15 protein-coding genes and 1 pseudogene are annotated in these 14120 nt (G+C 48.4%); 7 read left to right on the forward strand and 9 right to left on the reverse strand.

The genetic code is table 11. From position 1 onward, the window contains the following. Positions 1 to 17 precede the first annotated feature (17 nt). From ABLW18_RS06655 to hemJ, 6 genes are all read right to left on the reverse strand, one after another. A complete protein-coding gene (locus ABLW18_RS06655) occupies positions 18 to 803 on the reverse strand; it encodes a ParA family protein (RefSeq protein ID WP_347824356.1) in 786 nt (261 codons plus the stop codon). Continuing rightward, entirely contained in the window at positions 781 to 1404 is a 624-nt protein-coding gene (rsmG, locus tag ABLW18_RS06660; RefSeq protein WP_347824054.1) for a 16S rRNA (guanine(527)-N(7))-methyltransferase RsmG, read from the reverse strand. The genes ABLW18_RS06655 and rsmG overlap by 23 nt, the downstream gene beginning before the upstream one ends. Next, complete coding sequence (gene mnmG / locus ABLW18_RS06665) at positions 1401 to 3260, reverse strand: tRNA uridine-5-carboxymethylaminomethyl(34) synthesis enzyme MnmG (RefSeq protein ID WP_347824055.1); 1860 nt, start codon at positions 3258 to 3260, stop codon at positions 1401 to 1403. The genes rsmG and mnmG overlap by 4 nt, the downstream gene beginning before the upstream one ends. A gap of 14 nt (positions 3261 to 3274) precedes the next feature. After that, the gene (mnmE, locus tag ABLW18_RS06670) at positions 3275 to 4561 is read right to left on the reverse strand and encodes a tRNA uridine-5-carboxymethylaminomethyl(34) synthesis GTPase MnmE (protein ID WP_347824056.1); all 1287 of its coding nucleotides are present in this window, start codon (positions 4559 to 4561) and stop codon (positions 3275 to 3277) included. 9 nt (positions 4562 to 4570) lie between these two features. Next, a complete protein-coding gene (rho, locus tag ABLW18_RS06675; RefSeq protein WP_347824057.1) occupies positions 4571 to 5842 on the reverse strand; it encodes a transcription termination factor Rho in 1272 nt (423 codons plus the stop codon). A gap of 123 nt (positions 5843 to 5965) precedes the next feature. Beyond that, positions 5966 to 6418: a protoporphyrinogen oxidase HemJ gene (hemJ, locus tag ABLW18_RS06680; protein WP_347824058.1), complete on the reverse strand. Its 453-nt coding sequence runs from the start codon at positions 6416 to 6418 to the stop codon at positions 5966 to 5968. Between the two features lie 395 nt (positions 6419 to 6813). On the opposite strand from hemJ, the pseudogene ABLW18_RS06685 reads away from it, so the two are divergent. The 4 genes and pseudogenes from ABLW18_RS06685 to dnaQ all read left to right on the forward strand — a co-directional run. Then, positions 6814 to 7371 (forward strand): annotated as a pseudogene (locus ABLW18_RS06685) (nucleoside triphosphate pyrophosphatase); the annotation flags it as partial. A 12-nt stretch (positions 7372 to 7383) separates the two neighbouring features. After that, the gene (locus tag ABLW18_RS06690) at positions 7384 to 8229 is read left to right on the forward strand and encodes a shikimate dehydrogenase (protein WP_347824357.1); all 846 of its coding nucleotides are present in this window, start codon (positions 7384 to 7386) and stop codon (positions 8227 to 8229) included. After that, positions 8226 to 8819 carry a dephospho-CoA kinase gene (coaE, locus tag ABLW18_RS06695; RefSeq protein WP_347824059.1) on the forward strand — a complete coding sequence of 198 codons (594 nt, stop codon included), beginning with the start codon at positions 8226 to 8228 and terminating at the stop codon, positions 8817 to 8819. Before ABLW18_RS06690 ends, coaE begins: the two co-directional genes overlap by 4 nt. Beyond that, positions 8812 to 9507 carry a DNA polymerase III subunit epsilon gene (gene dnaQ, locus ABLW18_RS06700; protein ID WP_347824060.1) on the forward strand — a complete coding sequence of 232 codons (696 nt, stop codon included), beginning with the start codon at positions 8812 to 8814 and terminating at the stop codon, positions 9505 to 9507. Before coaE ends, dnaQ begins: the two co-directional genes overlap by 8 nt. On the opposite strand, the gene secB is transcribed toward dnaQ, so the two are convergent. After that, a complete protein-coding gene (secB, locus tag ABLW18_RS06705; RefSeq protein ID WP_347824061.1) occupies positions 9504 to 10010 on the reverse strand; it encodes a protein-export chaperone SecB in 507 nt (168 codons plus the stop codon). The two genes, dnaQ and secB, sit on opposite strands and share 4 nt — an antisense overlap. A 55-nt stretch (positions 10011 to 10065) precedes the next feature. Then, entirely contained in the window at positions 10066 to 10524 is a 459-nt protein-coding gene (locus tag ABLW18_RS06710) for an FxsA family protein (protein ID WP_347824062.1), read from the reverse strand. Between the two features lie 105 nt (positions 10525 to 10629). Between ABLW18_RS06710 and ABLW18_RS06715 the strand changes: the two genes are divergently transcribed. Genes ABLW18_RS06715 through ABLW18_RS06725 form a run of 3 tightly spaced genes read left to right on the forward strand, consistent with a single transcriptional unit; the run spans position 10630 to position 12892 of the window. Next, positions 10630 to 11286 (forward strand): Tim44/TimA family putative adaptor protein, encoded by a 657-nt coding sequence (locus ABLW18_RS06715; protein ID WP_347824063.1) that lies wholly within the window; start codon positions 10630 to 10632, stop codon positions 11284 to 11286. Continuing rightward, positions 11283 to 12311: an MltA domain-containing protein gene (locus ABLW18_RS06720; RefSeq protein ID WP_347824064.1), complete on the forward strand. Its 1029-nt coding sequence runs from the start codon at positions 11283 to 11285 to the stop codon at positions 12309 to 12311. The genes ABLW18_RS06715 and ABLW18_RS06720 overlap by 4 nt, the downstream gene beginning before the upstream one ends. Positions 12312 to 12313: 2 nt before the next feature. Beyond that, a complete protein-coding gene (locus tag ABLW18_RS06725; protein WP_347824065.1) occupies positions 12314 to 12892 on the forward strand; it encodes a Smr/MutS family protein in 579 nt (192 codons plus the stop codon). On the opposite strand, the gene ABLW18_RS06730 is transcribed toward ABLW18_RS06725, so the two are convergent. Next, positions 12889 to 14100, reverse strand: coding sequence for an MFS transporter (locus ABLW18_RS06730; protein WP_347824066.1), 1212 nt, complete (start codon positions 14098 to 14100; stop codon positions 12889 to 12891). The genes ABLW18_RS06725 and ABLW18_RS06730 overlap by 4 nt on opposite strands. Between the last annotated feature and the right edge of the window lie 20 nt (positions 14101 to 14120).

Here is a 14120-nt window from a genome sequence, read left to right on the forward strand (position 1 = left end):
TATATCCTAACTCTTTATCATCTGCGTGCCAAAATTTCTTGTGCGAGGGCGCGATAGGCCTCTGCACCTTTGGATCGGCTATCATAACTCAACACGGGCATCGCAAAGGACGGCGCCTCGCTTATTCTCACGTTTCGCGGGATGACCGTTTTAAAAACCAATTCACCCAAGTTTTCCCGCGCATCCTCCTCGACCTGCAAGGATAGGCGATTGCGCGCGTCGTACATTGTCAGCACCACCCCTTCAATTCGAAGATCTGGGTTGCCAAGATCTCGCACCTCTCGCACGGACATTAACAATTGCGACAAACCCTCTAAAGCGAAAAATTCGCTTTGCAAAGGAATGATAAGGGCGTGGGCTGCAATCAAGGCGTTTACTGTTAGGACGTTGAGTGACGGCGGACAATCCAACAATATATAATCGTATTTTAACAGATCTGAGTTGCTCAAAACTTTACGCAACATCTCGCTTCGGTTTTTCGCGCTGGCCAATTCAATGTCCGCAGAGCTGAGATCTGTTGTCGATGGAACAAGGTCGATGTTTTCGATATCTGTTTTTTGAATAAACCGGGGCTCCACTTGGGTGCCGATCAAAACATCATAGGTTGTGAACGCGCGCGCATCCGCATGAGAGCCAAGCCCGGTTGACGCGTTTCCCTGGGGGTCAAGATCCATAACCAGCACTTTAAAACCAGCTTCCGCGATTGCTGCTGCCAAATTTAGGGTTGTGGTTGTCTTCCCGACCCCACCTTTTTGATTGGCGATGGCGAATATTTTTTGTTTAGGCTGCTGCACGTCGAATATTCCTGATTTTCAACACCGCTGCGTGAATGTCTGTCTGGCTCGGCACGATGTCGTGCTCAAATGACCATGATTTTTGCGCCGCCACAAGTTCATCCTGATGACTTTGCCCCTTCATGAACAAACACACGCCGTCCGTTTCAACAAGAGTTTCTGCATATTCTAAAAGCTTGGGCAAAGCTGCGAGAGCACGCGCCGAAACGGTAGCGGCCCGAGCAAGGGTTAAAGATTCAACCCTAAAGCTGTGGATTTCACAATTTAACTCTAAAGTAGCCGCAGCCTGACGAAGGAAAGCGGCCTTTCGCAGGTCACTTTCAACCAATATAACGCAAGTGGAGGGAGAGATTTCTTTCAAACAAATCGCCACAACGATGCCGGGAAACCCACCACCGCTGCCAATATCTATCCAACAATCAGACAGCTTCGCCAATGCGATGATTTGTGCCGAATCTTCAATATGACGGCTCCAGATGTTTGAAATGCTGCCCTTTGCGATCAAGTTGATAACCGGATTCCACTTTTTAACGAGCGCAACGAACTCATTGAGCTGCGCCGTTGTTTCACGTGAAACACTCAGGCTGGTGAGTTTTTCTTGCCTAGTCATCCGGTATTTTTCAACCCTTTGGACTTGATACTTAACAAAACAGCCGTCAAAGCTGCCGGCGTCACCCCCTCGATATTCTTAGCGGCACCAAGCGACTCTGGACGCGCCGCGTTTAGTTTTGAAATCAGCTCAGACGACAAACCAGGAACCCCCACGTAATGAAAACTTTTTGGTATCTTAACGCTCAAATCCCGAGCTAAGGCATCAATATCGCGGCCCTGGCGCTCAATATAAGTTACATAGAGCGCCTCTCGTGCGGCCTGGACCAAAGACTCCGCATCACAATCAGCTAACCCTGGGGCCAGACTGGAAAGATTAGAAACCGTCACCCCGGGAATCGAAAGCAACTCATGCCCACTGCGACGACGCCCGTCGAGACCAAGATCTATTCCTGCCTTACGGGCTTGGTTGGGTGAAACAGCCATTGATGACAATAGGGCACGGCACTCGTCTAAATGCGTCATCTTTTCCCGATAGGCGCCAAACCTAGATTCCGACACGAGGCCGGACGTGTAACCTTGCTCGGTTAACCGCTGATCAGCGTTATCAGCGCGGAGCTTTAATCGAAACTCCGCCCGTGATGTAAACATCCGATAAGGCTCAGTTGCGCCGCGTGTTATTAAATCGTCAATCATCACCCCAATATAGCTGGTACTACGATCAAATGTGATGGGCGACACGCCCTTAAGCCGCTTCGCAACACCAATGGCTGCAACTAAGCCTTGGGCTGCGGCCTCCTCATACCCTGTGGTTCCATTAATTTGGCCCGCCAAGAACAATCCACCCATCAAGCTTGATTCCAAATCACTTGATAAGCCTTGAGGATTAAGAAAATCATACTCTATGGCATAGCCCGGTTGTTGAATTTCAACATTCTCCAGCCCCACAATCGACCTGACATAGGCTTCTTGAACATCTTGCGGCAAAGACGACGAAATGCCGTTAGGATACACGCAATTTGTCGTAAGCCCTTCAGGCTCCAAAAACACTTGGTGGCTAGATTTATCGGCAAAGCGGGTTATTTTATCTTCAATAGAAGGGCAATACCGCGGCCCAATACCCTCTATATGCCCGCCATACATTGCCGATTTATCAATATTTTCCCGAATAATATCATGGGTTTGGCTGTTTGTATGGGTGATGCCGCAGCTTACCTGCCGCACCGTTGGTCCTTTAGAAAGAAACGACAACATGACTGGATCAAAATCCGCAGGTTGAAGCTCCAACTGACGCCAATCAATGGTATCTCCATTCAGACGTGGTGGTGTACCCGTTTTCAATCGGCCAAATACAGCGCCCAAAGATTCCATCTTCTGCGACAGCACGTCAGCCGCTTTTTCTCCCATGCGACCGGCAGAAACTCTTTTATCGCCGATGTGTATAACGCCCCGCATGAAAGTCCCAGCAGTCAGAATAACCGTATGGGCAAGAATTTCTGAGCCATCAGCCAAACGAACACCTGTCACAGCGCCGCCACTTGACATTAGGTCCGCCGCCTCTCCTTCGATCAGTATATAGTCTTGTTTTGCCAGCAAGGCCTGTATCGCCTGTAAATACAGCTTTCGGTCTGATTGTGTCCGTGGGCCCTGTACAGCGGGGCCTTTGCTTCTATTAAGCAGACGAAATTGGATGCCAGACAAATCGGCTGCTGTGCCGATGATCCCATCAAGAGCATCAATCTCGCGAACCAAATGGCCCTTACCCAGCCCCCCAATTGCCGGGTTACATGACATCACGCCGACTTTGCTCTGATCCAAGGTCACAAGCGCAGCCCGCAAGCCATACCTGCAAACCGCATGAAGCGCTTCACAACCTGCGTGGCCTCCACCTACAATCACAACATCAAAATGTTTCACGTGAAACGCGCCCCCTACTTCCCCAAACAAAAGCTTGAAAAGATTTCATCCAACACAGATTCTATATCAATCCGACCAAAAACAAAATCCAATTCACTAAGTGCAAAATAGAGCTCCTGGCTGGCAAGCTCAAACGGCAGCGGGTCGGATTGGACAAGTGCCAAAACCCGCGCAAGAAAAGATTCTGCCGAGCGCAACCCAGTGATTTGCCGTTCTCGAATGGCAACCACATCCGTTGGCGTTTTCACCGCTAATCGTTCAGCAATTAGGTTCAATAGCTCTGATACGCCTTGACCGGTTTTCCCAGAGATCGCCTCGAAATCAAAACCACGCTCATCTCCCTTATTCAGCCGAACAATATCACCATCGCGCATTGTAATCGGAAGAGGCTCTCCTTCCTCTTCTATCAGAAACACACGAATATCAGCAACATCCGCCATTTCGTAGGCCTTTGAAATACCTAGTTTTTCTATCTCATCTTTAGAGTCGCGCAAACCCGCTGTATCCAAGAAGCTCACCGCAAGCCCCTGCAAATCCACCCGACACTCAATGACATCTCGCGTCGTTCCAGCCACATCTGAAGTTATCGCGGCCTGTCGCCCTACAATAGAGTTGAGCAAAGTGGATTTACCAACATTCGGCGCACCAATAATCGCAACCGTAAAACCAGTGCGAATTTTAGCCGCCACAGTAGATCGCTCCAAAATAGCAGAAATAGAAGCGTGCGTTTCTTCGACCAACTGGATCACCTCAATAGAAAGATCATCCGGAATTTCTTCATCCGAAAAGTCGATGCTGGCCTCTAAAAGAGCCACTGCGCGCAACAGCTTGCCACGCCACCGCTCTCCAGCATCCCCGAAACTTCCATCCAAGACACGAATAGCCTGCTGACGCTGCGATTCGGTTTCAGCGTCAATTAAGTCCGATAATGCCTCGACCTGATTAAGATCTAGCTGACCATTTTCAAGCGCGCGGCGGGTAAACTCTCCAGGCCCTGCCAGACGACAGCCCTTCTGTGCCGAAAGCTCCGACAACAGTCGCGCTACAGTGGCCAACCCACCGTGAACTTGAAACTCAACGACACGTTCCCCTGTAAAGCTCGCACCATTCTCAAAACAAAGCACAACTGCACGGTCTATAAGCGCCCCATCACAACCTCGAACCGCCCGCAAACCGGTGCGGCCTACATCAGGCAGGTCGCAAAATACTGACGCAATATCAAAAGCTTGGGGCCCTGATACACGAATAACAGAGACCCCTGCCCGGCCCGTCGCTGTTGCCTGCGCAAAAATAGTGTCCATCACAGACACTTAGGTGTTCATAGAATCAAAGAATTCCGAATTAGATTTCGTCTGTTTCAACTTAGAAATCAGGAATTCAATCGCATCTGTCGTTCCCATCGGGTTCAAAATCCGCCTCAACACATAGGTTTTTTGCAAATCGACTTTATCGACCAGTAAATCTTCCTTACGCGTACCTGATTTCAAAACATCCATTGCCGGGAACACCCGCTTGTCAGCTACTTTGCGATCCAAAACAATTTCGGAGTTGCCAGTACCTTTGAATTCCTCAAAAATAACTTCATCCATGCGGCTGCCAGTATCAATCAAAGCTGTCGCAATAATGGTCAAAGAGCCGCCCTCTTCGATATTTCGAGCCGCCCCAAAAAAGCGCTTTGGCCGCTGCAAAGCATTCGCATCCACACCTCCGGTCAAGACTTTACCTGATGAAGGCACAACCGTGTTAAACGCCCGACCCAATCGAGTAATTGAATCCAACAAGATGACAACATCACGTTTGTGCTCAACCAAACGTTTTGCTTTTTCAATCACCATTTCAGACACAGCAACGTGACGCGTCGCAGGCTCATCAAAGGTAGAGCTCACAACCTCACCCTTCACGGACCGCTGCATATCGGTCACCTCTTCCGGCCGCTCATCAATCAATAGAACAATCAAATAACATTCCGGATGGTTTCGTTCTATCGAATTGGCAATGTTTTGTAATAAAACAGTTTTACCCGTGCGTGGCGGCGCAACGATCAAAGACCTCTGACCTTTACCAATCGGCGCAACCAAGTCAATAATCCGTGCCGAACGATCCTTCGTTGTTGGGTCTTCGAGCTCCATATTTAACCGCTCATCCGGATAAAGCGGCGTCAGGTTTTCAAATGCCACCTTATGACGTGCATGTTCTGGGTTCTCAAAGTTGATTTTCTCAACCTTAGTCATACCAAAATAACGCTCAGTATCCTCTGGCGCCTTAATGATACCCTCAATGGTATCCCCGGTTCGTAGTGAAAACTGCCGGATCATTTCCGGTGAAACATAAATATCGTCTGGACCCGGCAGATAATTTGCCTCGGGTGACCGCAAGAAACCAAAACCGTCTTGAAGCACTTCTAAGACCCCATCGCCGGAAATCTCTGCGCCGTCTTCCGCACGCTCTTTTAAAATCGAGAACATCATATCGCCCTTTCGCATGGTAGAGGCGTTCTCAATTTCCAGTTCCTCTGCCATAGAAAGCAGATCTTTTGGGCTTTTTGCCTTTAATTCGGCCAAAGTCACACGGTTACTTGTCATGGAGTCTCTTCCTGCCAAAGGTTCCCCTAGGCACCACAGATGTTATTAAGAAAAAGCGATCCCGGACGGGCGCACCCTCTCGTTACTTAAAAGCAAAGGATGAGTCAAATATTACAGGCTTATTCAAAATGGACGAACCACAACCATAATAACGATTGCCAACAACAAGACTGTCGGCACTTCATTCATTATTCTGTAAGTTTTGCCAGTCAGCTGATTGTCACCCAGCTCGAAACCTCTTTGCCGTTTGGCTAACCAAAAATGAAACCATGTCATAGCTATAATGGAAATTAGTTTAACCCAAGGCCAGACGTCCGACCAATCTAACACTCCAGGTATCACCGCCAAAGACAGCCCAAAACCCCAAGTCGCGAACATAGCAGGCGTCATAATGACCTTTAACAATTTTGATTCCATCATAGAAAACAAACGATCAGTCTGAGAATAAACCTCTACTTTTTCGCTATGATGTACAAAAAGGCGTGGCAGATAAAAAATTCCAGCCATCCAGGAAATTACCGAAATTATATGGCCAGCTTTCAACCATGGGTACATCGCAACTAAGTAATCTATCATTTCACGGTACCTTCTCCACTTTATAATAATAATAATATTAGATGATTTTAGTAGAGAGATGTAGTGCTGGTGAATTCTGTGGATTAAATTTTATCTATGTGTTTATGAACAGGTGGATAAAAACAACAACAAAAACACAACATGAAAATTATTTATATAAAAACAAGAGCTTAAAAAATATACATGTGTATAATCCTGTTGATTAAAGCCATTAAACATACCAAAGAAAAAATTATCATCAGCAAAGAATTTTCCATATCCACAGAAGATAAATTCACTGAGAGATTCTAAATTTGAATGAAACTCAGTAAGAATTCTTGTATTTGCAAAAGACCACGATTACCCCCACAGTTCAGTCACAGGTCACAGCAAACATATCCACAGGTTTATCTTACATGGATCTTATCCTCGCGTCTCAATCTGCCACGCGCCGCCGCATTTTAAACTCGGCACGAATGAGTGCTCGGTTTATGTCACCACAGATTGATGAAGAAAATATTACGAAATCTTTGAGCGCAGAGCAGGCCGCGCCGCGCGACATTGCCGATACTTTAGCAGAACATAAAGCACTAAAAATATCTCGAAAGAATCTAGACTGTTGGGTGATTGGCTGTGATCAAATATTGGTCTTTGAAGGAGAAATATTTGGAAAGCCCGCCTCTCGTGAAGCGCTAAAAGACTCTCTATCTCGCCTTTCTGGACAAACGCATAGATTGATAACTGCCAATGTTATTTACAAGGATTGCAAACCTCAGTGGCGACATATCGCTATCAGCTATATGTCGATGCGGTCCATGAGTGCGGCTGAAATAGACGCTTACGTTGCAACATATTGGCAGGAGGTGAAACAAGCCGCGGGCGGCTATCACTTCGAAAGAACACCAGATCTCTTTTTTGCTGTTCGAGGTAATTGGTTTGACATCATGGGGCTTTCGATCGGGCCAATCATAGGGTTTTTAAATCAAATCGACACAAATAACCCATACCAAAATCCGAAACTTGCGGCTGTTTTGGGTCATCCGATTGCTCAAAGTAAGTCACCTCGGATACACGGGCACTGGCTTGAAAAAAATGGCATATCAGGGGATTATATCGCGATAGATATTCCCCCTGCGCATTTTAATGACACTCTAAATATGCTCTTTGACGTTGGATTCTCAGGATTTAATGTCACCATTCCGCATAAGGAACAAGCATTGGCATTCGCCGATCACATGAGCCCGAGAGCGCAACGCATAGGCGCAGCCAATACACTGATAAAAACGGACATCGGTGATATTCGTGCAGATAATACAGATGGTTACGGCTTCATAACCAACCTATCCACGCAAAGTGAGACCTGGCAACCGAAGGCTGGCCCTGCTTTGGTTTTGGGAGCAGGTGGCGCTGCGCGAGCGATTTTGGTTGCCCTTTTGGACGTGGGCGTCCCAAAAATCTATCTTTCCAATCGGACCCGTGCCCGCGCTGATGACCTGGCCGCTGAAATATCTGACCTTATTGAAGTGATTGATTGGCAGGATAAAGAAGATGTTTTACCAGAGGCGTTCACCGTGGTGAACAGCACCTCTCTTGGTATGACGGGCAAAGCGGCTCTAGATTTTGACTTGACCGACATAAACCCACATGCACTCGTAACAGATCTCATTTACGCGCCTTTAGAAACCCAGCTCTTAAAAGACGCGCGTGGACGTGGATGTGAAGTGGTGGGCGGAATTGGTATGTTACTGCATCAAGCTGTGCCTGGTTTTGAAGCTTGGTTTGGCACCCGGCCCGAGGTGGATCAAGAGCTAGAGGCGTTGATGCTTACATGAGTTTTTTATTGGGATTAACCGGATCTATCGGCATGGGCAAATCAACAACTGCCCAGTTATTCGCCGACCGCGGGTGCAAAATTTGGGACGCCGACAGCACTGTTCACCGCGCCTATAGCAAAAACGGCATGGCTGTGACTGTTATTGCGAAGATTGCCCCCGGCGCCGTGCTTCAAGGAGCGGTAGATCGCGCAAAGCTTCGTGCACTTATTTCACAAGACGCCAGCCTTTTGCCAAAGCTAGAAGCGATCATTCACCCGCTTGTTAAACAAGATCGGTACGCATTTATTGCCAATAATCCAAAGTCTATCTTGGTATTTGACATCCCCTTGTTGTTTGAGCTCAATTCACAAACTGATTTTGACGCCGTGGCATGTGTAATGTTGAGTTTTGAGGCGCAAAAATCCCGTGTTTTGGCACGATCAGGGATGACGGAAGAGCATTTTGAGATGATCCGATCCAAACAATGGCCGGCCGAAAAAAAAGCTGCTGAGGCAGATTACATAATTGACACAACCAGTCTTGAAACAGCAGCCCAGGCGGTCGATGCTATTTTAAAAGATATCAAAAAAAGGCAAAGAAATGCGTGAAATTGTCTTGGATACAGAAACCACGGGGTTTGAGCCGAGTGAAGGGGATCGGATTGTTGAGATTGGAGCAGTAGAACTGTTCAATCACTTGCCGACCGGCCGAACCTATCACCAATATATCAACCCAGAACGCAACATGCCGGAAGCTGCGTTTAATGTGCACGGATTGAGTAAAGAATTTTTATCAAATAAACCACTATTTAAAGACATCGCACAAGAATTCATTGATTTTATTAAAGATTCAAAGCTTGTCATACATAACGCTTCTTTTGACATGAAATTTTTAAATGCAGAGCTGAAGTGGGTAAATCGGCCAGCCTTACCCAATCATCAAGCAATTGACACTCTTGCGATTGCCCGCCGTAAATTTCCTGGCTCTCCAGCTTCACTGGATGCTTTGTGCCGCAGGTTTGGTATTGATAACTCTTCTCGAACATTGCACGGGGCATTGCTCGATTCCGAAATCTTAGCCGAGGTCTATTTGGAGCTGGTGGGTGGTCGCCAGCCAGATTTGGTTTTATCTGGCCCGGAGGTCAAAACATCGGCGGATGGTTCCCCATCTTGTGATTGGCGCCCCGCGCCCCGGCCAAAACCCCTGCCATCCAGACTCTCAGAGACAGAAAAAGCGGCGCATGATTCATTCATCGCCGCTTTAGGATCTGTTGCTCTTTGGACAAAAGAGACTTAGTTTGCTTTCGATTTGGCGTTTTCAGCAACGCGCCGTTGAATTTCATTGCGATAGAGTTGAACGAAATCCATGGAGTCGAGGTTAAGCGGTGGGAAGCCACCATCTCGTGTGACATCGCTGATGATGCGTCGTAAGAAAGGGAAGATCATGCGCGGACATTCGATCATCAAATAGGGATGCAGTTGATCTTCTGGCAGGTTTTCAACGTGAAAAATGCCTGCATATTCCAGCTCTAACAAAAACATCGGTTCGCCCTTATCTTTTGTTTTGGACGAAATTTCTGTTTTGATGATGACTTCAAATTGGTTTTCGATTGGACGCTTTTTTGCATCAATATTGACTTGAACAGACACATCGGGCTGCGCTTCACCGCTAATGCCCTTTTGAGCCAATACGTTCTCGAAAGACATATCGCGAACATACTGTGCTAAAACTTTCATTTTCAGAGGCTTAGGTGCGGCCTCTTCTTCGTTTTTAGCATTTTCAATCGGTTCTTGTGCCATCCTGGTCGCTCCTAAAAATATATCTTGAGCCGCATAACAGAATGCGGTGTGACCCTCAATGCTTTGTCGGGTCAGCGGAGCTTTGTGGCTCTGAAATATCTGTATAGTCCGCATCAATAACGGTATCATCTGAGCTGGTCTGGTGGGTGGAGAATTTCACATTGGCCGATGTCAGCCTTGAACGGATCATGTTTGTGATCAGGTGCCGGAAGGGCGGAAAGAGAAGCAAGAATCCAAAAGCATCAGTGAAAAACCCTGGTGTGAGTAGCAGAGCACCGGCAAATAAAATCATTGCTCCATGCGCTAACGGCTCGGTTGGGTCTTTCATGGCCTTAAACGATCCTTGAAGCGCACTTAACACCTGCGCGCCCTGACTGCGCACAAGCGCGGTTCCAACAATGGCGGTCAATAAAACGATGAGCAACGTTGACCATAGGCCTATCGTGTAACCGACTTGGATAAAAAGGCCGATCTCGATTAACGGCACCGCTATAAAAGCTATCAACAACCGCATTTTGGCTCTCCAATTCATCTGTGTGCCGGTGGACTTGGACCACCTGCTGCCCTACATAGGTATCAAGATCGAACATTTCTATTCCTCATGGGGCAACAGATCACAATGAACATGCAAATTATACAATTATTGGCTTTAGCGGGTATCGCCATTTATCTTATTTTGAAGTTGCGGGGTGTTCTGGGCACAAGAGAGGGCCATGAGGGTCCACGAGCAGATATTGTTGAGCGCGCTGATTACCGGCCAAAGCTTGAAGTGATTGAAGGTGGTCCAGATCAGGACATTACAGACCACGTTGCAGAAGGCAGTGACGCAGCATCAGCGCTTTTGGGTATGAAGCAAGCCGAGCCGCCATTTTCTGTAACTGAATTTCTATATGGTTCGAAAAGCGCCTATGAAATGATTTTAATGGCTTTTGAGAATGGCGATTTGGACAGTGTCAAAGCCTTCTTGAATGCAGATGTCTATGACGCATTTGCCTCCGTTATAGAGGCCCGCAAGGCACAGGGACTTTCGATTGAGGCGGAATTCATTGGTGTGCGAGATACTGGCTTAATTGGAGCGACCTTTGACCCTAAAAGTCAGGCGGCTCAGATTGACGTGCGTTTCATCTGTGAGCTGACCTCGGTGGTGCGCAATGCGGATGGGGATATTATTGAGGGCAATGAAACCGAGGTTAAACGCCAGCGCGATGTCTGGACGTTCGGTCGCACAATGGGTGCCGACGATCCAAACTGGCAGCTTATTGCTACGGGCGAATGATCTTTAGGCCACTGCTTCTGGCCGGCATTTTTGCGGCCTTTGGGTTGCCGGTGACCGCAGGCAACAGCTATCAGCCTATTCCATTTTCGGCGCTCAATGGTTGGATAGATGATGACCACGCGGCGGCGCTCGAGGCTTTTAAGGTTACTTGCGGAGATATGTCCGGTGAAGACTGGCAAGCCCTTTGCGCAGTTGCACATCAAAATGCAAATAGCCGACTGTATTTCGAAACATTTTTCCAACCAATCTTAACCAAGACCACAGAACCAGCTCTGTTTACTGGGTATTATGAAACTGAAATTGATGGCTCTCGCGCGCGAACTGGGCGGTTTCAGTATCCAATTTATGGTGTGCCAGATGAGGTTCGTGCTGGTGGCATTTGGAAAACGCGCAGAGATATAGAGGAAAACGAAGTTTTGAAGGGTAGGGGGTTGGAGCTGGCCTGGGTGGAAAATCCTGCTGATATTTTCTTTATGCAGATTCAAGGATCGGGCCGCGTGCGTCTGCAAGATGGCTCCACCCTTCGCTTTGGGTTTGGTGGATCCAACGGCCGTCGTTATCAGGCCATTGGCCCCCATTTGGTTGCACTGGGTGTTTTGCAAGAGCATGAAGTATCCGCAAACCGCATAAAACAATGGGTGCTGAATAACCCTAAAAAGGGACAAGAAATTGTTTGGGAAAATCCAGCCTATGTCTTTTTTCGCCGCGTTGATGATGTGTCCAGCGACCGAGGCCCACTTGGCGCGATGAACCGCTCACTCACCGCGCTGCGTACTTTGGCTGTTGATCCCAAATACGTCACTCTTGGAGCGCCGATATGGCTTGAAAAGGGGGGATCAAGACCTCTAAACCGCCTCATGATCGCCCAAGATACAGGGTCCGCTATAACAGGACCGCAGCGCGCTGATGTGTTTTTTGGCACGGGCGATCAGGCTGGGATTGCAGCCGGCTTGACCAAAGATTCGGGTCGCATGATCCTATTACTGCCGATCCAAGAGGCCCGCGCTCGAGTTTTGGGACCGTAGAGATGGCCAGAAAACTGCGTCCAGAAGAACGAGAGCTTTGGAACAAAGTTGCCGATACCGCAACGCCCCTGGTTCCACCGGCAAAGATGGAGATGCCGCGCGCCCTCTCTTTGCCAAAAGCAAAGATCGAGCGCCCCGCATCGGTACAGCCGGACCTCAAGGGTTTTAAAATTGGTGCAAAATCACGATCTACGCCTTTGGTTGGCGGAGGTCAGGCGCCGGTGAAGCCTGCGCCTGTGATGGATGCAAAGTCTTTTGGGAAGTTAACGCGTGGCAAGCTGCGGCCCGAAGGGCGCATCGACCTTCATGGGATGACAATGGCGGAAGCCCACCCAGCCTTGCAAGATTTCATTCTGGGATCCGCGCAACTGCAGCGCCGATTGGTTCTTGTGATTACCGGCAAGGGCAAATCCAAGCCAGATTATGGGCCCATTCCAGAACGTCATGGGGTATTGAGGCATAATGTTCCGATTTGGTTGCGCCAATCACCGCTGTCTTCGGTGATTTTAGAAGTGACTCCCGCCCATCAGCGCCACGGTGGCGCTGGCGCGTTGTATGTTTATTTGCGCCGGGGCCGCTAGTTGGATAAGCGTGTGCGTACACGCTTAACACCGGCCCACATCATAAGAGATGAGAAGCCAAAAAACACGGAAACCGCGACATATTGTATATCAAGGGGTAGATCGTAATCCAGTAAAACCCCGGTTACCGCGGGACCAATCGCGGAGCCCAAAACCATGATAGCCGCTGCCGCCGCCTTGATGGAACCGAGGTGTTTCGTGCCGTAAAATTCTGCCCAAAAAGCATTTGGAAGGGTTGCGTTTGCACCTGAGGATAGGCCAAGGAAAATAAATCCTACCAAAACCGCCATCAGCGATTGCCCAAATGCAAAAATCAAAAAGGCCCCAATCATTGGCAATTGAAAATAGGGGATCAGGCGGGCGGTGTCAAATTTGTCGAGCAAGATCCCAGATAAGATCATCGCGGCTATAGAAACCAGCGTGTAAACTGGAAACATGGCCACCAATTGCAAATGTTCCCACCCTTTAATTTCTGCAAAATGCACCTGAAGGAAGAAAAAAGCGGTGTTAAACGCTGATTGTCCCAACAGTGCTGGGATCATGAACCAAAACAATGGATGGCGGAGTGCCTGATTGCGGCTCCAATGGCGCCCGCCCATACCTAAAGATTGCCCCTCAGTAGCGCTGGATTGAGGGCTGCGCTCTTCTGCCAGCAACCAAAGCAGCGCGGGAATGGCCAAAGCTGTGACGCCGGCCGCCAAGATCCATACGCTTTGCCAGGAGAAAAGCAACAAAAGGCTGACCACTAAAATTGGATAGCAGGCTTCACCAACGGAAAACCCAAGGCTGGCAACAGAAAGCGCTTTGCCGCGGTTGGCCACAAACCAGCGGGACATCGCCACTGCCGCGATATGGGTCGACATGCCCTGACCGGTGAAGCGCAAACAAAAAATGACCACTGGCAGCAAGGCCACCCAGGGATTAAATGCCATGAACAAACAAGAGGCCGCGAGGGTGGCTAAGACAATCGGTCCCAGGTGCCGCACCCGCATGACATCAGTTAACCCACCGGACCAAATCATTACAATTGCGGATGCAAATGTGCCAAAGCCGTATATCGCACCCCAATCTCCATGAGATAGATTGAAGGCTGCGCGGATCTCACCTGCAAATATAGATATGAAATACGTTTGCCCAAAGCTCGAGATTAAAGTGAGCAGGGCTCCAGCCGTTAGCCAGCGGCTGTTTTGGAAAATAAAACGTATCATGCGCTGTTGTCAGATGAAAT

Origin of the sequence: uncultured Planktomarina sp. (assembly GCA_943788425.1) — a bacterium.
Taxonomy (GTDB): Bacteria; Pseudomonadota; Alphaproteobacteria; order Rhodobacterales; family Rhodobacteraceae; genus Planktomarina.